This window comes from Micromonospora sp. NPDC005553 (assembly GCF_042871765.1).
Classification (GTDB): Bacteria; Actinomycetota; Actinomycetes; order Mycobacteriales; family Micromonosporaceae; genus Micromonospora.
This window is the reverse complement of record NZ_JBIAJD010000010.1, coordinates 115813-139679: the sequence shown is the minus strand read 5'-3', so window position 1 is coordinate 139679 and position 23867 is coordinate 115813. Positions and strand designations below refer to the sequence as shown.

General features: G+C 72.7%; 25 protein-coding genes. 21 read left to right on the top strand and 4 right to left on the bottom strand.

Annotated elements, in window-relative coordinates:
- Nucleotides 1–247 precede the first annotated feature (247 nt).
- From ACFYPG_RS31050 to ACFYPG_RS31040, 3 genes are all read right to left on the bottom strand, one after another.
- Nucleotides 248–1597, bottom strand: coding sequence for an NAD(P)/FAD-dependent oxidoreductase (locus tag ACFYPG_RS31050; protein WP_355007981.1), 1350 nt, complete (start codon nt 1595–1597; stop codon nt 248–250).
- Between the two features lies 1 nt (nt 1598).
- On the bottom strand, nt 1599–1979 hold the full coding sequence (locus tag ACFYPG_RS31045; protein WP_387354774.1) for a TcmI family type II polyketide cyclase: 381 nt from the start codon (nt 1977–1979) through the stop codon (nt 1599–1601).
- Between the two features lie 129 nt (nt 1980–2108).
- Complete coding sequence (locus tag ACFYPG_RS31040) at nt 2109–2906, bottom strand: BTAD domain-containing putative transcriptional regulator (RefSeq protein WP_355007982.1); 798 nt, start codon at nt 2904–2906, stop codon at nt 2109–2111.
- Nucleotides 2907–3329: 423 nt separating this feature from the next.
- Between ACFYPG_RS31040 and ACFYPG_RS31035 the strand changes: the two genes are divergently transcribed.
- From ACFYPG_RS31035 to ACFYPG_RS30985, 11 genes are all read left to right on the top strand, one after another.
- On the top strand, nt 3330–3668 hold the full coding sequence (locus tag ACFYPG_RS31035; RefSeq protein WP_355007983.1) for a TcmI family type II polyketide cyclase: 339 nt from the start codon (nt 3330–3332) through the stop codon (nt 3666–3668).
- On the top strand, nt 3665–5413 hold the full coding sequence (locus tag ACFYPG_RS31030) for an acetyl-CoA carboxylase carboxyltransferase subunit alpha (protein ID WP_387354772.1): 1749 nt from the start codon (nt 3665–3667) through the stop codon (nt 5411–5413). Before ACFYPG_RS31035 ends, ACFYPG_RS31030 begins: the two co-directional genes overlap by 4 nt.
- Nucleotides 5410–5940: an acetyl-CoA carboxylase biotin carboxyl carrier protein gene (locus ACFYPG_RS31025; protein WP_387354770.1), complete on the top strand. Its 531-nt coding sequence runs from the start codon at nt 5410–5412 to the stop codon at nt 5938–5940. The genes ACFYPG_RS31030 and ACFYPG_RS31025 overlap by 4 nt, the downstream gene beginning before the upstream one ends.
- Before the next feature lie 19 nt (nt 5941–5959).
- A complete protein-coding gene (locus tag ACFYPG_RS31020) occupies nt 5960–7390 on the top strand; it encodes an acetyl-CoA carboxylase biotin carboxylase subunit (RefSeq protein ID WP_355007986.1) in 1431 nt (476 codons plus the stop codon).
- Nucleotides 7387–8142: an SRPBCC family protein gene (locus ACFYPG_RS31015; protein WP_355007987.1), complete on the top strand. Its 756-nt coding sequence runs from the start codon at nt 7387–7389 to the stop codon at nt 8140–8142. The genes ACFYPG_RS31020 and ACFYPG_RS31015 overlap by 4 nt, the downstream gene beginning before the upstream one ends.
- The gene (locus tag ACFYPG_RS31010) at nt 8135–8530 is read left to right on the top strand and encodes a cupin domain-containing protein (RefSeq protein ID WP_355007988.1); all 396 of its coding nucleotides are present in this window, start codon (nt 8135–8137) and stop codon (nt 8528–8530) included. Before ACFYPG_RS31015 ends, ACFYPG_RS31010 begins: the two co-directional genes overlap by 8 nt.
- Nucleotides 8527–9801 (top strand): beta-ketoacyl-[acyl-carrier-protein] synthase family protein, encoded by a 1275-nt coding sequence (locus ACFYPG_RS31005; RefSeq protein ID WP_387354767.1) that lies wholly within the window; start codon nt 8527–8529, stop codon nt 9799–9801. The genes ACFYPG_RS31010 and ACFYPG_RS31005 overlap by 4 nt, the downstream gene beginning before the upstream one ends.
- Before the next feature lie 156 nt (nt 9802–9957).
- A complete protein-coding gene (locus ACFYPG_RS31000; RefSeq protein ID WP_355007990.1) occupies nt 9958–11232 on the top strand; it encodes a beta-ketoacyl synthase N-terminal-like domain-containing protein in 1275 nt (424 codons plus the stop codon).
- A complete protein-coding gene (locus ACFYPG_RS30995; protein ID WP_387354765.1) occupies nt 11229–11546 on the top strand; it encodes an antibiotic biosynthesis monooxygenase family protein in 318 nt (105 codons plus the stop codon). The genes ACFYPG_RS31000 and ACFYPG_RS30995 overlap by 4 nt, the downstream gene beginning before the upstream one ends.
- Before the next feature lie 279 nt (nt 11547–11825).
- Entirely contained in the window at nt 11826–12653 is an 828-nt protein-coding gene (locus tag ACFYPG_RS30990; RefSeq protein WP_387354764.1) for a M55 family metallopeptidase, read from the top strand.
- 325 nt (nt 12654–12978) lie between these two features.
- Nucleotides 12979–14328 (top strand): class I adenylate-forming enzyme family protein, encoded by a 1350-nt coding sequence (locus tag ACFYPG_RS30985; protein WP_387354762.1) that lies wholly within the window; start codon nt 12979–12981, stop codon nt 14326–14328.
- On the opposite strand, the gene ACFYPG_RS30980 is transcribed toward ACFYPG_RS30985, so the two are convergent.
- Complete coding sequence (locus ACFYPG_RS30980; RefSeq protein WP_387354760.1) at nt 14256–14942, bottom strand: 4'-phosphopantetheinyl transferase family protein; 687 nt, start codon at nt 14940–14942, stop codon at nt 14256–14258. The genes ACFYPG_RS30985 and ACFYPG_RS30980 overlap by 73 nt on opposite strands.
- A gap of 15 nt (nt 14943–14957) precedes the next feature.
- On the opposite strand from ACFYPG_RS30980, the gene ACFYPG_RS30975 reads away from it, so the two are divergent.
- From ACFYPG_RS30975 to ACFYPG_RS30930, 10 genes are all read left to right on the top strand, one after another.
- Entirely contained in the window at nt 14958–15224 is a 267-nt protein-coding gene (locus ACFYPG_RS30975; RefSeq protein ID WP_355007995.1) for an acyl carrier protein, read from the top strand.
- Nucleotides 15224–15469 (top strand): acyl carrier protein, encoded by a 246-nt coding sequence (locus ACFYPG_RS30970; protein WP_355007996.1) that lies wholly within the window; start codon nt 15224–15226, stop codon nt 15467–15469. The genes ACFYPG_RS30975 and ACFYPG_RS30970 overlap by 1 nt, the downstream gene beginning before the upstream one ends.
- Nucleotides 15462–16565, top strand: coding sequence for a beta-ketoacyl synthase N-terminal-like domain-containing protein (locus ACFYPG_RS30965; RefSeq protein ID WP_387354758.1), 1104 nt, complete (start codon nt 15462–15464; stop codon nt 16563–16565). The genes ACFYPG_RS30970 and ACFYPG_RS30965 overlap by 8 nt, the downstream gene beginning before the upstream one ends.
- 152 nt (nt 16566–16717) lie before the next feature.
- The gene (locus tag ACFYPG_RS30960; protein WP_387354756.1) at nt 16718–17164 is read left to right on the top strand and encodes a beta-ketoacyl synthase chain length factor; all 447 of its coding nucleotides are present in this window, start codon (nt 16718–16720) and stop codon (nt 17162–17164) included.
- Nucleotides 17161–18777, top strand: coding sequence for a class I adenylate-forming enzyme family protein (locus ACFYPG_RS30955; protein ID WP_387354754.1), 1617 nt, complete (start codon nt 17161–17163; stop codon nt 18775–18777). The genes ACFYPG_RS30960 and ACFYPG_RS30955 overlap by 4 nt, the downstream gene beginning before the upstream one ends.
- A complete protein-coding gene (locus ACFYPG_RS30950) occupies nt 18774–20012 on the top strand; it encodes a beta-ketoacyl-[acyl-carrier-protein] synthase family protein (RefSeq protein ID WP_355008000.1) in 1239 nt (412 codons plus the stop codon). The genes ACFYPG_RS30955 and ACFYPG_RS30950 overlap by 4 nt, the downstream gene beginning before the upstream one ends.
- A 75-nt stretch (nt 20013–20087) precedes the next feature.
- Nucleotides 20088–21179, top strand: coding sequence for a 4-hydroxyphenylpyruvate dioxygenase (gene hppD / locus ACFYPG_RS30945; protein WP_387354751.1), 1092 nt, complete (start codon nt 20088–20090; stop codon nt 21177–21179).
- Nucleotides 21176–22105 (top strand): phytanoyl-CoA dioxygenase family protein, encoded by a 930-nt coding sequence (locus ACFYPG_RS30940; RefSeq protein WP_387354749.1) that lies wholly within the window; start codon nt 21176–21178, stop codon nt 22103–22105. Before hppD ends, ACFYPG_RS30940 begins: the two co-directional genes overlap by 4 nt.
- 1 nt (nt 22106) lies before the next feature.
- The gene (locus tag ACFYPG_RS30935) at nt 22107–22898 is read left to right on the top strand and encodes a DUF3050 domain-containing protein (protein ID WP_355008003.1); all 792 of its coding nucleotides are present in this window, start codon (nt 22107–22109) and stop codon (nt 22896–22898) included.
- Entirely contained in the window at nt 22895–23866 is a 972-nt protein-coding gene (locus ACFYPG_RS30930) for a thiamine pyrophosphate-dependent dehydrogenase E1 component subunit alpha (RefSeq protein WP_387354747.1), read from the top strand. Before ACFYPG_RS30935 ends, ACFYPG_RS30930 begins: the two co-directional genes overlap by 4 nt.
- The last annotated feature ends 1 nt before the right edge of the window (nt 23867 follow it).

The following is a 23867-nucleotide window of genomic DNA, read 5'->3' as shown; positions in this document are numbered from 1 at the left end:
CGCAGCTTCGCACACGCGTATTGCCGACGACAGGCAGGATCGGCCGTCAGCGTTGCGGGTGGGACTCCCACCTCAGCCGGTGCCTGCCGGGTGACACAGCGTCGTCCGATCACACCAGAACCCGGCCCGATGAGACCCGGGTCGGGCACGGAGCGGGTCAGGTGTGGCTCGGTCGGATGGAGCGCTCCGGACGCGATGAGACCCGGGCCCGGCGAGGACGCCGAGCCCGGGTCGGGTGATGCCGGGTTCAGTCCCGGTCGCCCTCGTAGGTGTGGAATTCGTCGACGAACCGGCGACGGAGCCGTGGTACCCGGCTGGTCACTCCGAAGTAGCCGCGCGCGCCGAGCAACGCGAGTCGACCCACCACCGGCCGGTACATCCGGTCGTCGCCGCTGGTGCCGCTGCGGTTCAACGATTCGGCGACCCGGGCGAAGCCGTACGGCGCCATCACGGCCTCGTAGTCGGCGACCGCCTGGAGCAGCGTCTTGTCGCCGGCTGTGGCGCGGCTGAGTTGTGCGCAGAGCAGGCGGGCGTCGCGCAGCGCGGTGTTCGCCCCCACGCCCCGACCCGGGGTCATGGTGTGGATGGCGTCGCCGAGCATGGTGACGGTGCTGCTCTTCCAGGGCGGCACCGGCTCGGATGTGGACACTTTGATCGGTAGGGCGCTGGCCGGGTCCGCGTGGGCGAGCAGTTCCCGCAGGTGCGGGTGCCAGTTCGCGGTGAGGTCCAGGGCGACCTGCACCAGGTCCTCACCGCGGCGTTCCATGATGTCGGTCGGGAACCGGTTGGCCGCACTCCAGATGATCAGGTTGATGTTGTCGGTGGTGGTGTCGTGGGCCAGGCCGGGCCAGTCGCGGAGCAGGGCGGCGTCGGGCTCGCTGACGCCGGGCTTCATCGCGCGTTCGGCGTCCCACTTGAACTCCATGACGTGCAGCACGCCCATCATCCCGCCGACGCCGAAGATCAGCGAGATGCCCTGCTGGACCCGCTCCGGAATGAGACCGCGGGTGTGCGGGGTCAGCGGGATGCGGGTGGCGATGTTGATCGTCCCGGCGTCGCGGGTGACGGCGTGTGGCAGGTACTGGCGGCGTACTGCGGAATGGGTGCCGTCGGCCGCCACCAGCAGGTCGCCGGTGGCGCTGGTGCCGTCGGCGAAGTGCGCGGTGACAGTGCCGTCGTCGCGCTGCTCGTACCGGGTGAAGGTCTTGTCGAAGTGCACCACGTCCTCCAGGCCGGTCAGCAGCACCTGGCGCAGCACCATCCGGGCCACCGAGTGTTCGGTGCGGACCGGGTCGGCGGTCGGCCGCAGCGCGAACGACGCGGTCTGGCGCAGCCCCTGGGTGACGACGTTGAAGTAGTGCGGCGGCCGGGCGCAGGTGGCCAGGAAGGTGGCGAACAGCTCCGGCGGCAGGCACTCCTTCAGCGCTCGGCTACCGGTGGGGCCGATGCCGACCCGGTAGCCGAGCAGCCCCTCGGCGCGGTCGCGGTGCCGTTCGTAGACGGCGACGCTGATCCCGGCGCGGCGCAGGCCGTGCGCCAGGCACAGCCCGCCCGTGCCCGCGCCGATGATCAGGACGTGCGGCGGCGCGGCGGACATGTCAGCCGGCCGGGTGCGCGGCGGGCGCCTCGGTGACGGCCGGCCGCGCCGCGGGCGCCTCGGCCGCGTCCCACCGGTAGAAGCAGCCGGCGATCGCGTCCCGGGGGGAGCGCCAGGTCGGCAGGTACGGCGACGTGTGCGCGGAGAGCCGCTCGTTGACCTGTCGGAAGAGCGGGTGGTTGCGGGCCGCCGCGAGCGCGTCCGGGTCGACGTCGTCCGATGTCTCCAGCAGGTGTACGTACAGGTCGTGCAGGCAGTACAGGGATCGGTGCGTGACACCGGTCAGGCCGGGCAGTTCGGTGGCGTCGGACTCGGCGAAGATCTGCGCGACCCGCCCCTCCGCTCCCGGGATGATCCGGCTGACGATCAGTAGACGACTCATGGGACCCCTTCCGCCGGTGGCCTGCCCGACCCCTCGGGGACCGGTGCCACGTGCTCTGTGCGCCCACCGTGCCGCAGTGCCTGTCACATCACCGTCACGTGGGCCGAACGGGCGGTGACGGCCGCGTTGTCACGTACGCCGGACGGCGGGTGACGGGCGGTCGGCGACGGCCTCGCGGCTGGCCTGGCGGATCGGGGCGAGGGTGTCGTCGAGCAGGGCGCTCATGGCTGGGCTCGGCTCCAGCCGCAGCTCCCGGCGCAGCAGGTCCCGGTAGACGTAGAAGGCGTGCACGGCTTCGAAGGCGTTGCCCTCGGCCAGGTGGATGCGGACCACCAGCCGGTGTGGTGTCTCCCGTAACGGCTCGGCCGCCATCGCCTCCAACGCGGCTTCGAGGGCCTCGCCGTGCCGCCCCGCGGTCAGGTGGTGCCCGGCCACCTGTTCCAGCATGTGCAGGCGGAGTTGGCGCAGGCGTTCCCGGTCCAGCAGCACCCAGTCGTCGTACCAGCCGGGCAGGAGGTCGTGCCGCCCGGCGGCGAGCGCGCCGGCCGCGGTGCGCGGGTCGTCGCCGTCCCGGACCCGGGCCGCGGTGCCGACCAGGTCGTCCACGTCGAGCCGGACGGCCGGGCCGAGGCGTACGGTGTCGCTGGCCACTGTCATCGGGCAGCACGGGTCCTGTCGCAGCCGCCACAGGGCGGTACGCAGGGAGGACAGCGCCCGTTCCTCCGACGCGTCGGGCCAGAGCAGCCCGGCGAGCTGGCTGCGGGTGGCGCCGGGGCGGAGCCCGATCAGCGCGATCACCCGTTGCAGCCCGCGCGGCACCACGACCGGCACCGCCTCGCGGAGGAGCCGGAAACCTCCGAGCAGGTGCAGTGAGACGCCCTCCTCGGGCGGGTCTCCGGCGGTCGGCACGGACGAATCAGCGGCCACGGCGGCACCCCCTGCGGAACGCTCGTCCCGACTGTCTGCTGTCCCGGATCGGTTGCCCTCGACGCCACTGTCGACCCCGCCGATCGCGGCGTGGCCGGGCGCGGCCCCGCCCGCCGAGGCCGCCGGGCTGACCACGCTGAAGATTATCAATAACGGTCACGTTGCGTCAACGCCAACGTGGACGTTCTATTGGCGACAGCCAACCCGAAATCGGTTCTGAACTGCATAAACATTAGCGCGTCGAATACGCCCGGCACATAGCTGATACACAGGTTGCGTCAACGCAGCGTCACCATCATCCGTCGCTGGCCGACCTGGCACGGTGACGCCGCCGTGACGAGGATCGGCGCATCGTGTCGGCAGTCGTCCAGCGCGTCCGGGGGCCACCCGTCGCCGGCCGGACGCCGTGGGGGGAGGCCCAACATGGACCGATCGCTGATCATCGCGAAGGTCGATCCGACCGCCGAGGAGCGGGTCGCCGAGATCTTCGCCGAGTCGGACGCGACGGAGCTGCCGCGCCTGGTCGGTGTCCGGCACCGCTCGCTGTACCGACTGCACGACCTCTATGTGCACCTGCTCGAGACCGCCCAGCCGGCGGAGGGCGCGGTGGAGGCCGCGCGTGACCACCCCGAGTTCATCCGGGTCAGTGACCGCCTACGCCCGTACGTGTCGCCGTACCTGTCGACCTGGCGCTCGCCGCGCGACGCCATGGCGCGGTGCTTCTACCGGTTCGATTCCCCGGACACCGGGCGGCGGTCGTGACGGCCACCGCGCCGCGTGAAGAGCAGCTCTGGTCCCGCTGCGCGGGCTGCGCGACCCTGCTCTACCGCAAACGGCTGCGCCGCAACCTCGACGTCTGCCCGGAGTGCGGGGAGCATGCCCGACTCGGCGCGCCGGAACGCCTGCGCCAACTGGTCGACCCGGGTTCGCTGCGCCTGCTGCCCGACCGGCTGCCGGGGGCGGACCCGCTCGACTTCGTCGACGTGCTGCCGTACCCGCACCGGCTCACCGGCGCGCGGGCCAGCACGGGTCTTGCCGAGGGGGTCGTCTGCGCCACGGCCACCATCGGCGGGAACCCGGTGACCCTGGCGGTGATGGACTTCCGCTTCCTCGGTGGCAGCCTGGGCTGCGCGGTCGGCGAGCTGATCACCCGAGCCGCCGAACGGGCGCTCGACGACCGCACGCCGCTCGTCCTGATCACCGCGTCCGGCGGGGCGCGGATGCAGGAAGGCGCGCTGTCGTTGATGCAGATGGCGACCGTCAGTCAGGCCATCGCCGCGTTGCGCGAGGCGGGACTGCTCACCGTGAGCGTCCTCACCGACCCGACCTACGGCGGAGTGGCCGCCTCGTTCGCCACCAACACCGATCTGGTGCTCGCCGAGAGCGGCGCGCGGATGGGCTTCGCCGGCCCCCGGGTGATCCGTCAGATCACCGGGAGGGCACTGCCGGAGGGCTTCCAGACCGCCGACTTCCTGCTCCGACACGGGCAGGTCGACATGGTGGTGCAGCGCCGGTCGCTGCGTGGACGGCTGACGGCGCTGCTCGCCGCGACCCGCGCCGGCCGTCCGGCGCATCCGCCCGTACCCCGCCAGGAGCCGGCGTCGCACCGCGAGCGCCCTGCCGACGACGGCGCCGTCCTGACGCGGCCGACGGACCCGGCGGCCGAGGGAGACGCCGGCAACCCGGCGGTACGCGACGCGTGGGACACCGTCCGGATGGCGCGGCACCCGGGGCGGCCCACCACACTGGACTACCTGGACTCGGTCTTCGACGGGTTCGTGGAGCTGCACGGCGATCGGCTCGGCGCGGACTGCCCGGCCATCGTTGGTGGGGTGGCGCGGTTGGCCGGCCGGCACGTGATGGTCATCGGTCACCAGAAGGGGCACACCACCGCCGAGCTGGTCGCCCGCAACTTCGGCATGGCCAGCCCGGCCGGGCACCGCAAGGCGCTGCGGCTCATGCGCCTCGCGGCCCGCCTCGGCCTGCCCGTGGTCACCCTGGTGGACACCCCCGGCGCCGACCCGGGGGTGAGCGCCGAGGAGCACGGCCAGGCGGCGGCCATCGCCGAGAACATCCTCACCCTCACCGTGCTGCCCACCCCCGTGCTCGCGGTGATCACCGGCGAGGGCGGCAGCGGCGGCGCGTTGGCGCTGGCGGTGGCCGACCGGGTGCTGATGCTGGAGAACGCCGTCTACTCGGTGATCAGCCCCGAGGGGTGTGCGGCGATCCTCTGGCCGGACCGGTCGGCGGCCCCGCAGGCCGCCCGCGCCCTGCGACTGACCGCGCCCGACCTGCGCCGGCTCGGGGTGGTCGACGAGGTCGTGTCGGAGCCGTCGAGCGCCGCGCACGACGACCCGGCGGAGACCGCCCACCGGTTGCGTGCCGCCCTGCTGGCCAACCTCCTGCCGCTGCTGGACGTGCCGCCGGCCATGCTGGTCCGGCTGCGCCGGCAACGCTTCCGACGGTTCGGCGCGAACCGCGTCGGCGCTAGGGCGGGCCTGCGATGACGGCCGGCGACGGAGGGCTGTCGACAGTCGACGCGTCCGACGACGTCGGGGTGGACGGCGAGGAGGCCCTCGCCGGGCTGCGCCGGCAGGCGCAGCACCTGATCGCCGAGCTGGCCGGGCCGGTGCGCCGGATCCGACTGCGCAGCGGGCCGGCGGTGCTGGAGGTCGAGTGGCACCCCGACGAGGCGACCCGAGCGGACGTACCCCTGCCCCGGGCCGAGTCGGCACCGGCGGTCGGTCCGACGCCCAACGCCTCCCCTGCGGTGCTCCGGCCGCCGGTGCCGGGGCGTGCCTCGGTGCGGGCACCGATCGTCGGCACCTTCTACCGGGCGCCGGAGCCGGGCGCGCGGCCGTTCGTCGCGGTGGGCGACCTGATCCGCCCCGGCCAGCCGGTGGCCATCGTCGAGGCGATGAAGCTGATGAACGAGGTGACCGCCGACCGGGCCGGCCGGGTGGCCGCGATCCTCGTCGAGGACGGCCAGCCGGTCGAGTACGACCAGCCGCTCGTCGAACTGGATCCGGCATGACGGCGCGGGGTGGTTGACCATGTTCGAGACCGTGCTGATCGCCAACCGGGGCGAGATCGCGCTGCGGGTGCTGCGCGCCTGCAAGGAGCTGGGTGTCCGGACGGCGGTGGTCTACTCCGCCGCCGACGCCGACTCGGCGGCGGTACGCCTCGCCGACCAGGCCGTCCGGATCGGACCGGCGTCGAGTCGGCGCAGCTACCTCAACGCCGCCGCCATCGTGGAGGCGGCCCGGCAGGTGGGGGCGCAGGCCGTGCACCCCGGCTACGGCTTCCTCTCCGAGGACGCCGACTTCGCCGAGATCTGCGCCGACAACGGGCTGACGTTCATCGGCCCGCCACCGGCGGTGATGGCCGCGCTGGCCGACAAGTCCTCGGCCCGCGCACTGATGAGCCGCGCCGGCCTGCCGCTGTCGCCGGGCAGTGTCGCGCCGGTACCGACCGCCGCCGCGGCGGCCGAGGTGGCCGACGCCGTCGGCTACCCGGTGATCGTGAAAGCCGCCGCCGGAGGCGGGGGCCGGGGGATGACAGTGGTGCGCACCCCGGGCGAGCTGCGCCGGGCGTACACCCGGACCCGGGCCGCCGCGCAGGCAGCCTTCGGCGACGACCGGGTGTACGTCGAGCGGTACCTCACCGAGGCGCGGCACGTCGAGGTGCAGGTGCTCTGCGACGCCCACGGCAACGGGGTGCACCTGGGCACCCGGGACTGCTCGGTGCAGCGCCGGCACCAGAAACTGGTCGAGGAGGCGCCCGCGCCGGCGCTGCCCGCCGCCGTTCTCGACACCATCGCCGAGACCGCCCTGCGGGGTGCCCTCGAGGTCGGTTTCGTTGGCGCCGGCACGCTGGAGTTCCTTGTCGACGCCGAGGAGAAGTTCCACTTCCTGGAGATCAACTGCCGGATCCAGGTGGAGCATCCCGTCACCGAGATGGTCACCGGGATCGACCTGGTGCACGAGCAACTCCACATCGCCGCCGGCGTACCGCTGCGGTGGCGGCAGAAGGAGATCCGCCTGCACGGCGTCGCTGTGGAGTGTCGGGTCAACACCGAGGACCCCGGGCGCGGCTTCGCCCCCACCCCCGGCCGGCTGGAGCGGTTCACCCCACCCGGCGGCCCGTTCACCCGGGTGGACACCCACGCCAGCGCCGGTTACCTGGTCGGTCCCTGGTACGACTCGCTGCTCGCCAAGGTGATCGTCTGGGCGCCCGACCGGGAGCTGGCCCTCAACCGGCTGGAACGTGCCCTGGACGAGTTCGACGTCGCCGGCCCGGGCGTGCACACCACCATCCCGTTCGTCCGGCGGGTGCTCGACGACGCCGCATTCCGCAAGGGCCGCTACACCACCGGCCTGGTCGACCGTCTGCTCTCCGCGCCCGCTCCGGGGCCGACGGCCACCCCCGCACCCCGCACCGCGCCCGCCGCAGATCCCGACGCAACCCACAGGAGGACCCGATGACCGTCACCCATGGTCGCCCGATGACCGCCGAGATCACCGACATCCTGGTGGCGCACTGCGGGCTGGACGCCGACGCCGCGGCCCGCGCGCCCGCCGCGTCGCTGGAGGAGTTGGGCATGGACTCGCTCGCCCTGCTGGAACTGTCGGCGGTCGTCGCCGACCGCTGGCAGGTGGCCATTCCCGAGCAGGCCGGACAGCTGAGCATCCCGGCGGTGGCCGACCTGGTCGCCCGCCGCGCCGACCCGCCCGGGCACACCGAGAACAGCGTGGTCATCGACGCGCCGCTGGGGCTGGTCTGGGAGGTCACCAACGACGTGGCGAACTGGACCGAGCTGTTCACCGAGTACGCCGTGGTGGAGATCCTGCACCGCGAGGCGCACACGGTGCGGTTCCGCCTCACCATGTACCCCGACGAGAACGGGGTGTCCTGGAGCTGGGTCAGCGAGCGCACCGCCGACCCGGTGAGCAGGCAGGTCCGGGCGCACCGGGTGGAGACCGGGCCGTTCGAGTACATGCGCATCCACTGGCGCTACACCGAGGAGGCCGGTGGCACCCGGATGACCTGGACGCAGGACTTCGCTATGAAGCCGACCGCGCCGGTCGACAACGCCGCGATGACCGAGCGGATCAACACCAACAGCGTGATCCAACTCGCGGTCATCAAGGACCGGGTGGAGCGGATCGCCTGGCAGCGCGCCGACCAGGGCACGCCGACCGCCAGCGACGCACCGACGGGAGCCGACGATGAGTGACCTGAGCACCCGCCCGATCGCCGCCCGCGACGTACCCGCCGACCGCCGTCGCGGCGGTGAGCTGCGGGTGCTGCTCGGCCCCCGCACCGTCGGCAGCACCTCGGGTTTCCTCGGTGTGGCAACCCTCGAGCCGGGGGAGCGGATCGCCGAGCACTACCACCCGTACAGCGAGGAGTTCCTGTACCTGGTGCGGGGCGCGATCACCGTCGACCTTGACGACCAGCCGACGCTGCTGGCCGCCGGTGAGGGGCTGTTCGTACCGGTGAACGTGCGGCACCGGCTGCGCAACACCGGCGTCGAACCGGCCGAGGTGGTCTTCCACCTGGGCCCGCTCGCCCCCCGGCCCGAGCTGGGCCACGTCGACACCGAACTGGTCGAGGCACCATGACCGGGCGCCGCACGGTGGTGACCGGGATCGGGGTGGTGGCCCCGGGCGGCGCCAGCCGGGACCGCTTCTGGAAGACCATCACCGAGGGGCGAACCGCCACCCGGCGGATCAGTTTCTTCGACCCGTCGGCGTTCCGGTCGCAGATCGCGGCGGAGTGCGACTTCGACCCGGTCGCTGCGGGTCTGAGCGAGGCCGAGCGACGCCGGGCCGACCGGTACGTGCAGTTCGCGCTGGCCTGCTCCGCCGAGGCGGTGGCCGACGCCCAGTTGGAGCTCACCGACGCGCAACGGGACCGGGCCGGAGTGGTGCTGGGCACGGCGGTGGGCGGCACGATGGCGTTGGAACAGGAGTACGTCACAGTGAGCGAGCACGGCCGACGGTGGTTGGTGGACGGGACGCGCGGTGGCCCGTACCTCTATCAGGCGCTGGTTCCCAGCAGCCTCGCCGCGGACGTGGCCTGCCGGCACGGGCTGCACGGCCCGGCGCAGGTCGTGTCCACCGGCTGCACCTCCGGCATCGACGCCATCGGGTACGCCCACCAGATGATCGTGGACGGTGAGGCGGACGTGATGCTGGCCGGCGCGTCCGACTCGCCGATCTCGCCGGTCACTGTCGCCTCGTTCGACGCGATCAAGGCGACCAGCCCGGACAACGACGACCCGGCACACGCCTCCCGCCCGTTCGACGCCGACCGGCACGGGTTCGTGCTGGCCGAGGGTGGGGCGGTGCTGGTGCTGGAGGAGGCCAGCCACGCCCGGCGTCGGGGAGCGCACATCTACTGCGAGGTGGCCGGCTACGCCAGCCGCAGCAACGGCTTCCACATGACCGGGCTGCGGCCGGACGGGCTGGAGATGGGCCTCGCCGTCACCGACGCGCTCCGGCAGGGCCGGATCCTGCCCGAGCAGGTCTCCTACATCAGCGCCCACGGCTCGGGCACCCGGCAGAACGACCGACACGAGACGGCCGCGTTCAAGCGGGCGCTGGGCCAGGCCGCGTACCGGATCCCAATCAGTTCGATCAAGTCGATGGTCGGGCACTCGCTCGGCGCGATCGGGTCGATCGAGATGGCCGCTTGCGCCCTCGCCATCGAGTTCGGTGTGGTGCCGCCGACGGCGAACTGGAGCACCCGGGACCCGGAGTGCGACCTGGACTACGTACCCAATGAGGCACGGGAGGTGCCGGTGGACGTGGCCCTCTCGGTGGGCAGCGGTTTCGGAGGTTTCCAGTCGGCGATGGTCTTCCGTCGGATGCTCGGCGCGGTGGCGGCGTGAGCGAGCGTAGCGAGCGAACCATCAGGCACAGCAGCGCGGCGTCTCACGCCGGCGCGGAGCGAAGCGGAGTGCTGGCGTGAGCGAGCGTAGCGAGCGAACCATCAGGCACAGCAGCGCGGCGTCTCGCGCCGGTGCGGAGCGAAGCGGAGTGCTGGCGTGAGCGCCGCTTCGCACAGTGGCGGCGCGACGGCCCGGGCGGTGGTGACCGGCATCGGGGTGGTCGCACCGAGCGGCATCGGCGCGGACGCGCACTGGCGCACGGTCCTCGCCGGCACCCGCCGGACCGGGCCGATCACGTTGTTCGACCCGGCCGGCTATCCGACCCGCTTCGGCGGGGAGGTGCCCGGCTTCACCGCCGACTCCTACGCCGACAGTCGACAGTTGGTGCAGACCGACAGGTGGACGCACCTCGGCTTCGCCGCCACCCGGCTGGCGCTGGCCGATGCCGGCCTGCCCGACCGGGCCCCCGACCCGTACGGCTACGCGGTGACCCTGGCCAGCTCGTCCGGGGGCAACCTGTTCGGTCAACGGGAACTGCAACGGCTGTGGGGTGGCACCTCACGGACGGTCGGGGCGTACCAGTCGATCGCCTGGTTCTACGCCGCCAGCGTCGGGCAGCTCTCCATCCACCACCAGTTCAAGGGCCCGAGCGGGGTGCTGGTCGCGGAGTCGGCCGGTGGCCTGGACAGCCTGGCCCACGCCGCCCGAGCGGTGCGCCGGGGCACCCCGGTCGTGATCGCCGGGGCCACCGAGTGCCCGTTGAGCCCGTACGCGCTCGCCTGTCAGCTGCGCTCGGGGTTGCTCAGTGACGTCGCCGACCCGGAGCGGGCGTACCGGCCGTTCGACGCCACTGCCAGCGGCTACCTGCCGGCCGAGGGTGGAGCGGTGTTCGTGGTGGAGGAGCTGGGGCACGCCCTGGCCCGGGGCGCCCGCGTCTACGGCGAGGTGAGCGGGTGGGGCTCCACCCACGACGCCGCGCACACCACTGCGGAGAGCAGCGGCGACCCGGCCCAGTACGCGCGGGCGATGCGGCTGGCCCTGGACCGGGCGGGCGTCGCCGCCGCCGGAATCGACGTGGTGCTGCCCGACGCTCTCGGCGTGCCCCGCTACGACCGCAGCGAGGCCGAGGCGCTGCGGGCAGTGTTCGCCGACCGGCCGCCCCCGGTGACCACACAGAAACCGCTGACAGGTCGGGCGTACCAGGGCGGCTCGGCGTTGGACGTTGCCACCGCGCTGCTCGCCTTCGCCCACGACACGTTGCCCGCGTCGGCGGGCCCGGACGAGGTGGCCGAGGGCTGCGAGCTGGACTTCCTGCGCGAGCACCGTCGACCGCGCAGTCGACTCGCCCTGATCTGCGCGCGGGGCTTCGACGGGTTCAACAGTGCGCTGGTCCTGCGCGGGGCCGCGCCGATGAGGGGAGAGGCGTCATGAGCGACAAAAGGGCACGGGTGGTCTTTCTGGTACGGGTGCCGGTGCCGCGCACCGAGGCGTTCCTCGCCGCGTACGAACAGGTGCGGCACCTGGTCGCCGGCGGTGTGCCGGGGCACCTGGTCGACCAGGTGTGCCGGTCGTCGACCGACCCGGAGCAGTGGCTGATCACCAGCGAGTGGGCGAGCCTGGCCGACTTCGAGGAGTGGGAACGCAGCCCCGAGCACCGGGACCTCGTACGCCCGATGCGGGAGTGCTTCACCGACGCCCGTTCGCTGCGCTTCCACATCCACGCCCAAACCCCAGCCCTGCCCTGAGGCTCCCCGCGCCCCCGCCGGCCCGCTTCCCGCGCCGCCCCCGTCGATCATGGAGTTGTGGTGGGCAACAAAGCGCCACCTATCCGGACGATCCCGGCACCATAACTCCATGATCGACGGCCCTGTCCCCGCGATCTTGCACTTGCTGTCGCGACATAGGGGTCACTCTGCACATATCGACGACCGAAAGTGCAAGATCGGCGCGGCGGGGCGGGCCGATGCCTTGGCTGCGCCGCGCGGTGTCCACATCGGGGCGGGAGCGCGTAAGGTCCTGTAGCCATGAAGGTGCTGATCTCGGTGGACCTGGAAGGCATCTCGGGGATCGTGCACCCCACCGAGACGAACCCGGATCGGTACGACTACGAGCGAGGCCGGGCGTTGATGACGGCCGAGGCGAACGCGGTGATCGCCGGGGTCCTCGATGCCGAACCCGACGCGGTGGTGTGGGTCGCCGACGCGCACGGAACGTTTCGGAACATCCTGCCGGAGGACCTCGACCGGCGTGCTCACCTGGTGCGGGGCAAACCCCGCCCGCTGGGCATGCTCGCGGGGTTGGACGAGCAGACGGATGCCGTTCTGCTCATCGGCTATCACGCTCGGGCTGGTGCCGGGCCCGCCGTGCTGGCCCACACGATAAGTGACGCCGTCCTCGACGTGCGGGTGGCCGGCCGATCGTTGGGCGAGATCGGCCTCAACGTCGCCATGGCCGGACACCTGGACGTGCCCGTCGTTCTGCTCAGCGGAGACGACACCGCCTGCGCGGAATTCAGCGCGCTGGTGCCCTCGGCGGTCACCGTCGCCGTCAAGCAGACCCTGGGTCAGGCCGCCGCGGTGGCCCTGCATCCGCAGGAGGCACGGGAGCGGCTGCGCCACGCCGCCGCCGACGCGATCGCCCGGCGCGCCTCGATCCCACCGGCGAAGATGGCCGGGCCGTTGGACGTCGAGGTCGATCTGTACGGGCCGTACATGGTCGACCTCGCGGTTCTGGTGCCGGGTGTTACCCGCGTCGGTGGCGGCCGGACGGTCGCCTTCCACGCCGTTGACGTCGCCGAGGCGTACCGGCTGGTTCAGCTGCTCGTCCAACTCGCCAGCATCAAACCGAGCTAGGGCCCGAGAACCGTCTCGCTCGGCCGGCGACCTCGCCGCCATCGGCCGTCCGGCTGAGGACGCGCGACGGTTGTACGAGGGGTCATGCCTCGGTGACGTTCTGCCGAATCACCCGCCCGATCATGCCCGCCGAACGGGCTGTCGGCAATCCGGCTGGCCGCTGCTTTTGATCCATCCATTCGCATCTAGCAATGGCCACGTGGGAGTCGTATGGTTCCCCGCAGCACCCCGACAAGCGTACGTGATGGGCGGATTCGCCCTCTTTCATGCTGGGCGGTGAACGGCAGTGACGGCAGAAGATCCTACGGCGACAGACCCCGGCTGGGTGGACGAAGTCCTCTTCGCCGGCCACCCGACCGACGTTTGTCTTCGTCTGCCCGAGCCCGTCGACCGGGCCACCCTGCACCGGCTGGTCACTACCGCGCAGGAGCGGCTGACCACCGCCGGACTGCGCCCCGGTGGCGCCGCGGCGCTGCGGTTGCCGCCGTCGCTGGCGTACGTGGTGAACCTCCTCGCCACCTGGCGCGCCGGGGGGCAGGCGATCCTGCTCGACCACCGGCTCACCGACCACGAGGTGGACCGGGCGCTGACCCGGTTGACCCCGCAGGTGGTGGTCGCTCCGGTACGGACCGGTGGCGGCGCGCTGAAGATCTTCGTCGACGTCACCGAGGGCGTCACCCGGTACGCCGACCGCCCGGCGGTCAGCGGCCACGCCGTGATCCAGCTCAGCTCCGGATCCACCGGCCCGTCCAAGGTGATCGGCCGCACCGCCGCCGACCTGGTCGCCGAGGTGCACCGCTACACCCGGATCGACGGGGTGGCGCTGCCCGGCGAGCGGATCATCCTGCTGCCCTCGATGGTGCACGTGCTCGGCCTGGTCGGTGGCCTGCTCTACGGGCTGCACGCCGGGGTCGAGCTGGTGCCGCCGGAGCGGCTCAGCGGCGACGCCGTGCTGGCCGCGATCAGCGCCGCTGCCACACCCGCCACCGTGCTGGGCGTGCCGTTCCACATCGGACTGCTCGCCTCCACCCGCCCGACCGGTCCACTGCCACAGCTACGGCGGATGACCACCGGGGGTGAGCTGGTCCCGGCCGCCGTCGCCCGGGCATTCACCGACCGGTACGGCGTACCCCTGGGCAACATGTACGGGATGACCGAGGTCGGGGTGATCGGCACCGACCTGCACGGGTCGCACCGGCCGTCTATCGCCCCCGCGCCCGGGATCGAGGTCCGTGAGTCGGGCGGTGAGCTGTGGGTGTCCTGCCCGGCGTCGCCGTACGTCGGGCTGAGCGACCCGACCCGCTGGTCCGACGGCTGGCTGCACACCCGCGACGCCGGGACCGTCGATGACGACACCGGCCTGGTCACGGTGCGCGGTCGACTCGACTCGCAGGTCTCCGTCGGCGGGATGAAGGTCGACCTGACCGAGGTGGAGGCCACCGTCGCCGAGCTGACCGGGGTCGCCGCCGCCGTGGTGATCTGGGACGACGGCATCACCGCGTACGTCCAACCGGACGGCCCGTTGTCGGAGGAGACGCTGGACAAGCTCCTCGCCGAACGGTTGGCCGGCTACAAACGGCCCAGGGCGTTGCACCTGCTCGATCAGTTGCCCCGTACCACCACCGGCAAGCTGGTCCGCTCGACCGATGCGCTGCGCTCGGCGGTCACCCCGTGACCGGGCCGCTGCACCACCTCGACGTCGACCTGCTCGCCCGCGTGCGCGGCGACCGCCAGGACGAGGCTCCCGCCCAGGTGCGGGTGGCCGACCCGCAGCAGCCCGGTGCCGGGCACCGGCCGCAACGGCAGCCCCGGCTGCGGCATCAGCCGGCGCAGCCCGCCGCCGCGCAACCCCTGCCCGAGCGCCTTGCCGACCGCCTCCTTGGCGGTCCACAGCCGCAGGAAGTCCACCGTCCGGCCGGCCTCGGGCCGATCGCCCAACCAGGCCAGCTCGGCGGGCGGGAACCAGCGGCGGGCCAGCGCGAGCGCCGGCAGCGGGCGGATGCGCTCCACGTCCACGCCGACCGCGCCGGCTTGACGGGCGGCGACCACCACCAGCCCGGCGGTGCGGCTGACGCTCACCGCCAGCTCGACCGACCCGGTCACCTCGTCGACCCGGACGACCGGCCGTCCCTCGCGGTCGTGCGTCAGCACCAGCTCGGCGTCCGGGCGACCGAGCAGCAGAGCACCCGCCCGCCGCAGCAGCACAGCGGCCGGATCCGGCTGACCGCCGGTGTCCCGGCCGACCCACACGTAGGCGGTGTCCCGACCGGACACCGTCAGCTGAGCCACGCAGAAAGGGTATCCATGAGAGCCGAGGTCCGCGCCTTCGTCGTCGAGCAGCTCGCCGACATGAACTACGACGTCGAGGGGCTCGACGACGACACCACGCTCGGCCCCTCCGGCGTCGACCTGGAGTCACTCGCGCTGGCCGACCTGTCCGTCCGGGTCGAGGACCGGTACGGCCTGACGTTCGCCGACGACGAGTCGGAGCAGCTTGCCCTGATGACGGTCGGAGAGTTCACCACAATGGTCGCCGATCGTGTCACCGAGGCGACGAGCGACAAGAGCTGATGGGCGGTCAGCCCGATCTGGGGCGAGCTGACCTGATGACCATGCTCGCCGAACTCACCGCGAAACCGGCTGCCGAGGTGTCCGACCGGATCGGCTCGATGGAGCTTGCCTGGCTGGTGCACCTCGTCGAGCAGCGCTACGAACGCCGGCTCGACCTCACCGACGACGAACTGGCCGGCATCCGCACAGTCGACGACGCCCTGGTGGTGTTCCAGGCGTCGCTGACCGCCTCCGCAGATGGTTGAGGCGCGCGTCGCCCAGCTCACCGGTGTGTACGCGGTCAGCGCCCTGGGGCGGGGCGCCGACGCGCAGCTCGCCGGGGTGTTGGCCGGCGTGCCGGCGTTCGGACCGGTGGACCGGTTCGACACCGCCGCCCGCCGGGTCACAGTGGCGGCCACCCTGCCCGAGGTCGCCACCCTCCCCGACGAGTTGGCCACCGCGATCGACGCGGCCTGCCGCGCGGCCGGTCTCAACCGCGCGCAGCGCGCCGGGTGCGCCCTGCTGCTCGCCGTGCACGGCGGCCCGGCCGTGGGCCCGCCGCCGGCCGTGCTCGCCGGTCAGCTCGCCGCGCGATGTGGACTGTCCGGTCACACCCGGGTCTACACCAGCGCCTGCGTGTCGGCCAGCACGGCGGTGGCCGACGCCGCCGCCCGGATCACCCGGGATGCTGTGGAGCGGGTGGTGGTCGCGGCCGGCTACCTGGTGGAGTCGGACCAGTACGCGCTCTTCGACGCCGGCCGCGCCCTCGCTGTCGACGGGGCGGTCCGCCCGTTCAGCACCGGCCGTCGAGGGTTGCTGCTGGGTGACGGCGTGGCCGCGGTGGTGCTGGAGTCGAGCGCCGTCCGACGACGCGGTGTCGCGCCGGTGGCCACGGTGGTCGGCTGGGGGCGGGCCGGCGACGCGTTCCATCCCTGCCAGCCAGAACCCGGCGGCACCGGGCTGGCCCGCGCGGTCGACGGCGCGCTGCGTCGGGCCGGGCTGCCACCGCAGTCCGTCGGCTACGTCAACGCCAACGCCACCGGTACCGCGCAGAGCGACGCCGCCGAGGCCGCCGCCCTGCGTCGGGCTCTCGGCGGTCATGCCGCCCGGGTCCCGGTCAGCTCGACGAAGTCGGTGCACGGGCACGCGCTGGAGGCGTCCGGGTTGCTCGAACTGGTGGTCACCGCGCTCGCGCTGCGCCACGGCGACCTGCCGGTCAACGCCGGCTGGCTGGGCCCCGACGACTCCTGCCCCCTGAACGTGGTCAAGGACCGTCCCCAGAAGACGGAGGCCACCCACGCCCTGACCCTCAACGCCGCCTTCGGCGGTGCCAACACCGCTCTCCTGGTCGGCGTCGGATGACCGCCCCCCACTCGCCGCGATCTTGCACTTTCGGCCCCGACGAATCCGACCAAACACGCGAAGCGACGACCGAAACCGCAAGATCGCCGGGGGAGAGGGTCGGGGAGAGGGCTCGGGCTCTCTGGCCCGAGGGCGGGGACGTCGGGGCCACCGTGGCGGGGGTGCCGGGGTTCGTGCACTCGGACTTCGCGCCGGTGGTGGTGGCCGTCGCGGAACGGTGTCTGCGGCGGGGGTACGGGTCGGCGGGAGTGCCCGCCGGGGTGCGGACGGGAATCGTGCTGGTCAGCGCCAGCGGTGATCTCGCCAGCGCTCGGCACGTACGGGCCACCGTCGAGGCCGGCGGGCGGATCGGCCCGCTGTTCTTCTTCCAGTCCGTGCCCAACAGCGTCGCCGGGCACCTCGCGGCCCGCTGGAACCTGCGAGGACCGGTGGTCTGCCTCAGCCCGACCGGCGACCCGTACACCGAGGGTGTCGTCGAGGCCGACCTGCTGCGCGACGACGGCGACGCCGACGAGGTGTTGCTGATCCTGATCGAACAGGCACCCGACGGGCCGACCGAGGCGGTCGCGGTGCTGCTGGGGGGAGGAGCACGACCATGAGGACACGGGGACTGCGCGGCGCACTGGCCGCCGACACCGAACTGGGCGCGGGCAACGTCCTTGCCCGGGTGCTGGCGCACGGCGCCGACCCGGACGGGCCCGGCCTGACCTTCGACACCGCCGTCGACGGGCACCCCGCCGAGACGCCGCTGACGCTGGGCCGGCTCGACGAGCGGGTCGCCGCCCGCGCCGCCTGGCTGCACGAACAAGGAGTACGCCCCCGCGACCCGGTTGCCGTCTGGGCCACCGCCGCCGCCGACATGGTGCTCAGCTTCCTGGCACTGGCCCGGCTCGGGGCGATCCCGGCGCTGATGAACGGCAAACTCCGCCCGGAAATCGCCGCCGAGTACATCCGCCGCCTGCGGGGCGTCGGTGTGCTGGCCGACGACGCGCACACCGCAATGCTGGCCGGGCACGACCTCGGCGTACCCCTGCTCGGCACTCCCGCGCAGGCCGGCACGGGTGACCCGGCCGCGGCCCCGGCGCACTACCGGCACCACCCGGACGACCCGATCGTGATCACCCACACCTCCGGGACGACCGGGGTGCCCAAGGCGGTGCTGCACTCGCACGCCAGCCTCTTCGCGGCCACCCGACACCTGCTCACCATGCCGCAGGCGCAGGGCACCACCCGGATCCTCAACGCGCTGCCCGCACCGCACACCGCGACGGTGCTGATGGTCAATCAGGCGCTGGGCAACCGCGCGCAGATGTTCCTGCTCTCCGAGCAGGGCGGCGAGCAGGTGCTGGACGCCATCCAACGCTGGCGCCCCGACGGGGTGTTCGGTTTCTCGGTCACCTGGGCGGAGCTGGCCCGCTTCGACCTGTCCGGGTACGACCTGGACTCGGTGCGGCTGTGGTTCAACACCGGCGACGCCTCGCACGAGCCGCACATCCGCCGGCTGGTCGCGGTCGGTTGGCGCGACACCATCACCCGCGACGGCGTGGCGAAGGTGCCCGGCTCGGTCTTCATCGACGGGTTGGGCTCCAGCGAGATGGGGCACTCGATGTTCCACATCACCCACCGCGCCGACACCGACCGGTACGGCCGCTGCATCGGCCGCCCGTACCGGTTCGCGAAGGTGGCGGTGCTCGACGCCGACGGTGAGCCGGTGCCGGTCGGCGAGGTGGGTTTCCTGGGCATCGACTCACCGTCGCTGTTCCGGGGCTACTGGAACGACTCGGTCACCACCTACCGCTTCCGCCAGCGCGGCTGGTACCTCACCGGTGACCTGGTGCGCGCCGACACCGACGGGCGCTACTACCACCTGGACCGGGCGGTGGACTCGGTAGACGCCGGTGACGGGCGGCGGTTCTTCACCGCGCTGTCCGAGGAGCGCATCCTCGCGGCGTGCCCGGACGTCACCGACTGCACCGTGGTGATCGTCGCCGAGGCCGGAGCGGTCGTCACCGACGTGCTGCTGGAGTTGGCCGCCGGCGCCGACGAGGCCGAGGACCGCACCGAGCGGGTCCGCGCCGCCCTCGGCACGGACGTCGGCGCCACACTGCGCCGGGTCGTGCCGGTGCGCTCCGCCGACATTCCGGTCACCGTGACCGGCAAGGTCCGCAAGGTGGTCCTGCGCGAGCGCTACCTCACCGAGGCACGCTCATGACCGCGTTGATCACGGGGATGGGTCTGTTCACACCGGTCGGTCGGGGCGTCGAGGAAACCTTCGACGCGCTGACCACGGGCCGGTCCGGGCTGACCCGCCCGCCCGAGGGGCACCCGGCGAGCGCGTCGCTGGACGTCGCCGGCCTGCTGCCCGACATCGACCCACGTACCGTCGCGTCCGGGCCGGAGACCCGGGTGCTGGACCGGATCGTCGTCCTCGCCCTGCTCGCCGCCGCCGACGCTCTCACCGACGCCGGCATCGAGGTGGGCCGCGACGTCGACCCCGACCGGATCGGTGTGATCGTCGGTGGGGTCGGCGGGATGGCCACCCTGGAGTCGCAGGTGCTGGCCCGGGCGGCCCGGGGCCGGGCGGCGGTCAGCCCGTACCTGCTCACCGGGATCCTGCCGAACATGCCGGCGGCGCGGATCGCCATCGCGCACGGCATCCGTGGCTACAGCTCGTCGGTCGGCACGGCCTGCGCCTCCGGCGCCCAGGCGGTCGCCGACGGGGTGCGGCTCATCGCGACCGGCGAGGTCGACGTGGTGCTCTGCGGGGCCAGCGAGGCACCGCTCTTCCCGACCTTCGCCGACACCTTCGGCAACGCGCGGGCGTTGGCGCGCGCCGGCACCGACCCGGGCCGGGCGAGTCGGCCGTTCGACACCTCCCGCAGCGGGTTCGTCCTGTCCGAGGGCGCCGCGCTGCTGGTGCTCGAACGCGCCGAGCACGCCGCAGCCCGCGGCGTCGCCGGGTACGCCGAGGTGGCCGGGCACGGCGCGACGACGGACGCGTACCACCCGACCGCCCCCCGCCCGGACGGCGCCGGCGCGGCGGCGTGCATCCGCCGGGCGCTGCGCAGCGCCGGTGTGCCGGCGGCGGCGGTCGGATACGTCAACGCGCACGGCACCGGCACGAAGCTCGGTGACATCGCGGAGACCACGGCGCTGGCCGACGTCTTCGGCGTCGGCGGTGTGCCGGTCAGCTCCACCAAGGCGCTCACCGGTCACCTGCTCGGTGCCTCCGGGGCGCTGGAGGCGGCGGTCACCGCGTTGGCGCTCGGTCGGGGCCTGCTGCCGCCGACGTACCACCTCGACGATCCGGATCCGGCCTGCCCGGCGGACCACATCCGTGGCACGGCCCGCAAGACAGACCTGGAGTACGCCGTCACCAACTCGTTCGGGTTCGGCGGCCAGAACGTGAGCCTGCTGCTGGCGCGCGTCGCCGAGCCGAGGGGGTGATCGAGGCGGCATCCCGGGCGGGGTGTGCCCGGACGGCAACACAGGGGGAATCGGGTGGGAAGGGTTTCAGGCGACATGGACATCCGTGGTATCGACCACATCGAACTCTACGTGGGGGACGCCCGACAGGCGGCCTTCTACTTCAGCACCGCCGTCGGCTTCGAGATCTGTGGCCAGGGTGGTCCGGAGACCGGGCTGGCGGGGCAGCGCTCACTGCTGCTCTGCCACGGCGACATCCGGTTGCTGCTCACCTCCGGGCTGAGCGCCGAGCATCCGGCGTCGCGGTACGTGCAACGCCACGGTGACGGCATCGGGGTCGTCGCCGTCGAGGTCGACGACGTGCCGGCCGCGTACGCCGAGCTGGTGGGTCGGGGCGCGACAGGGGTGACGCCGCCGACCACCCGCACCGGCGCGGACGCCGAGGTGGTGACCGCCGAGGTGGACGGCTTCGCCGACGTGCGGCACCGGCTGGTGCAGCGCCGGGGCGAGGGGAGCGAGTTCCTGCCCGGCGCCATCACCGTGGCGGCGTCCACGACGGACGGCCACCCGCCGGTGCTCGCCGAGATCGACCACCTGGCGGTCTGCGTGCCGCCCGGCCAGCTCGACGAGACGGTCCGGCACTTCGAGGCGCTGTTCGACTTCGCGCAGATCTTCGAGGAGCACATCGAGGTCGACGGACAGGGCATGAACTCCAAGGTGGTGCAGAGCCCGTCCGGGCGGGTCACTGTGGTGCTGCTCGAACCGGACCGCAACCGGCGACCCGGGCAGATCGACGCGTTCCTCGACCAACACGCCGGTGGGGGAGTGCAGCACCTGGGGCTGCGCACCGACGACATCGTCGGCGCGGTCGAGGCGCTGAGCCGGCGCGGGGTGCGCTTCGCCGGCACCCCCGCCAGCTACTACGACGCCCTGGAGGCGCGGGTCGGTCGGATCGACGCCCCACTGCACCGGCTGCGCGAGCTGGGTGTGCTCGTCGACTCCGACCACGACGGCCAGCTGCTGCAGATCTTCGCCGAGTCGATGCACGTGCGTCGCACGCTGTTCCTGGAGCTGATCGAGCGACGCGGCGCGCGCGGCTTCGGCAGCGGCAACATCAAGGCCCTCTACGAGGCCAAGGAGCGGGAACTGGCCACTGCGGTGGCCACACCACAGGGGGTGGGGGCATGACCGCGACGGAGTACGAGCCGACGTTGACCGCCGAGGAGCAGGCGCTGCTGCCGTCCGACGACGACGTGCGGCACTACGCCGAGCACGGCTGGTACCTGTCGAAGAAGGTGTTCACCGACGACGAGGTGGACGCCCTCGCCGCCGCCACGCAGCGCTACTACGACGGGGAGCGGGACCGGCGGCTGCCGGTACGCCCACCGAAGCTGGCCTACTGGGAGCAGTCCTTGGGCCCGGTGCAGCGGCACAACGACTACGTCCACCACGAGCACGACGGGCTCGGCGCGATTCTGCGCAAACCGCTGCTCGGCGCGGTCGCCGCCCGGCTCGCCCGAGCCGACGAGATCCGGGTCTTCCAGTCCACGCTGATCTACAAGCCGCCGATCTCCGGCGAGCCGAGCAACATCGTGCCCTGGCACTTCGACAAGCACTACTGGGCGTCCTCGTCGTCGGAGAAGATGCTGACCGCGTTCATCCCCTTCCACGACTGCGGGGAGGAGATGGGCACCATCACGATGGTCGACGGTTCGCACCGGTGGAAGGAGATCGGCGCGGACGACACTGTGGTGCGGCACTTCGCCGACCGGGACCGCAGCCAGCTGGAGGAGATGCTGGCCGAGAACGCCGCGTACAACGGCGCGGAGATCCGCAAGATCCCGATGGTGATCCCCAAGGGACACGTGAGTTTCCACCACTGCCGCACCTACCACGGCAGTGGCCCCAACGTCAGCGGTCGCCCCCGCCAGGCGATCTCGCTGCACCTGCAGGACGGCGACAACGCCTGGCGGGAGTATCCGCTCTCCGACGGCACATTCGCCTCGTACAACCACGACGTGCTGGTCCGCCGCACCCACGACGGGCGGCCGGACTACGCGGACCCCGATTACTGCCCGGTCATCTGGCGCCACCGCGCCCAGCAGGGAGGCTGACATGTCACGGTACGACTGGGGTAAGACGCACCCGGGCATCGAGCGGTTGGAGCGGGCGGTGACCGACCGGCGCGACGCCGTGGTCAAGCACCCTCTCTACGCCAACCTCGACACCCACGACGCGCTGGTCACCTTCATGCAGCACCACGTCTTCGCGGTCTGGGACTTCATGTCCCTGCTGAAGTCGCTGCAACGGCAACTGACCTGTGTCACGGTGCCGTGGATCCCGACCGGCCCGACCGGCAGCCGCCGCCTCATCAACGACATCGTCATGGTCGAGGAGAGCGACGAGCTGGGCGGTGGCTACATCAGCCACTTCGAGCTGTACGTGCGGGGCATGGCCGAGGCCGGCGCGGACACCACGGCGGTGAACGCGCTCATCGACCTGCTGCGCGCCGGCCGACCGGTCACCGAGGCGCTCGCCGAGGCCGGGGTGCCGGCTGCGTCGGCGAGGTTCGCCGCGACCACCTGGCAGATCATCGAGTCCACACCGGTGCACTGCCAGGCGGCGGCGTTCGCGTTCGGCCGGGAGGACCTGATCCCGGACATGTTCACCCAGGTCGTCTCGGTCAACGAGGTCAGCAACCGGCTGCACACCTTCGTCGACTACCTGGAGCGGCACATCGAGGTCGACGGCGAACAGCACACCCCGATGGCCATGCAGATGCTCGCCGACCTGTGCGGCGACGACGACACCAAGTGGCAGGAGTGCGCCGACACCGTCAACACCGCCCTCGCCGCGCGGGCAAGGCTCTGGGACGACATCCTGGCCGCCATCAAGGGGCCCGTGTGACCGACGCCGACCCGGTCCGGCTCTACCGCACGGTCCGGCTGATCCGCCGGTTCGAGGAACGGGCGGTGGAGATGGTCCACGGCGGGCAGATCGTCGGCGGCATCCACCCGTACCTCGGTCAGGAGGGGATCGCCGCCGGCGTCTGCGCCGCGCTGGGCGCCGACGACGTGCTCGCCGGCACCCACCGTGGGCACGGGCACGTCCTGGCCCGCGGGGCCGACCCGGCCCGGATGCTCGCCGAGCTGTGCGGCCGGGTCACCGGCCTCAACGCCGGCCGGGGCGGTTCGATGCACGCCGCCGACCTGAGCATCGGCGTGCTCGGGGCCAACGCGATCGTCGGCGCCTCGGGGGCGATCATCACGGGTGCGGTCTGGGCCCACCGCCGCCGGGGCCGCGACACCGTCGGGGTGAGCTTCTTCGGCGACGGCGCGGTCAACGAGGGGATGCTGCTGGAGGCGTTGAACCTGGCCGCGCTCTGGCGGGTGCCGGTGCTGTTCGTCTGCGAGAACAACGGTTACGCGACCACCATGCCGGTGGCCGGCGCGGTGGCCGGCAGCATCGCCGGCCGGGCCGCCGCGTTCGACATCCCGGCCGTCCAGGTCGACGGCCAGGACCCCGAGACGGTACGCGTCGCCGCGTGCGCCGCCGTCGACCGGATGCGCGCCGGCGGCGGCCCCGAGCTGATCGAGGCCCGGACCTACCGCTTCGACGTGCACCACACCTTCGAACACGCGGTACGCCTCGACTACCGGCCACCCGACGAGGTGACCCGTGGTCGGGCCCGGGACCCGGTGCGCATCCAGGGTGAACGCCTCACCGACACCGACCGCGCCGCCGTGGACGCCGAGGTCGAGGCGACCCTCGACGCGGCGGTGCGGTTCGCCCTGAACAGCCCGCGACCCGACCCGGCCGACGCGTTGACCTACCTGTACGCCAGCGGCCTGACCGCCCGCACCGGAGGTGGCTGAG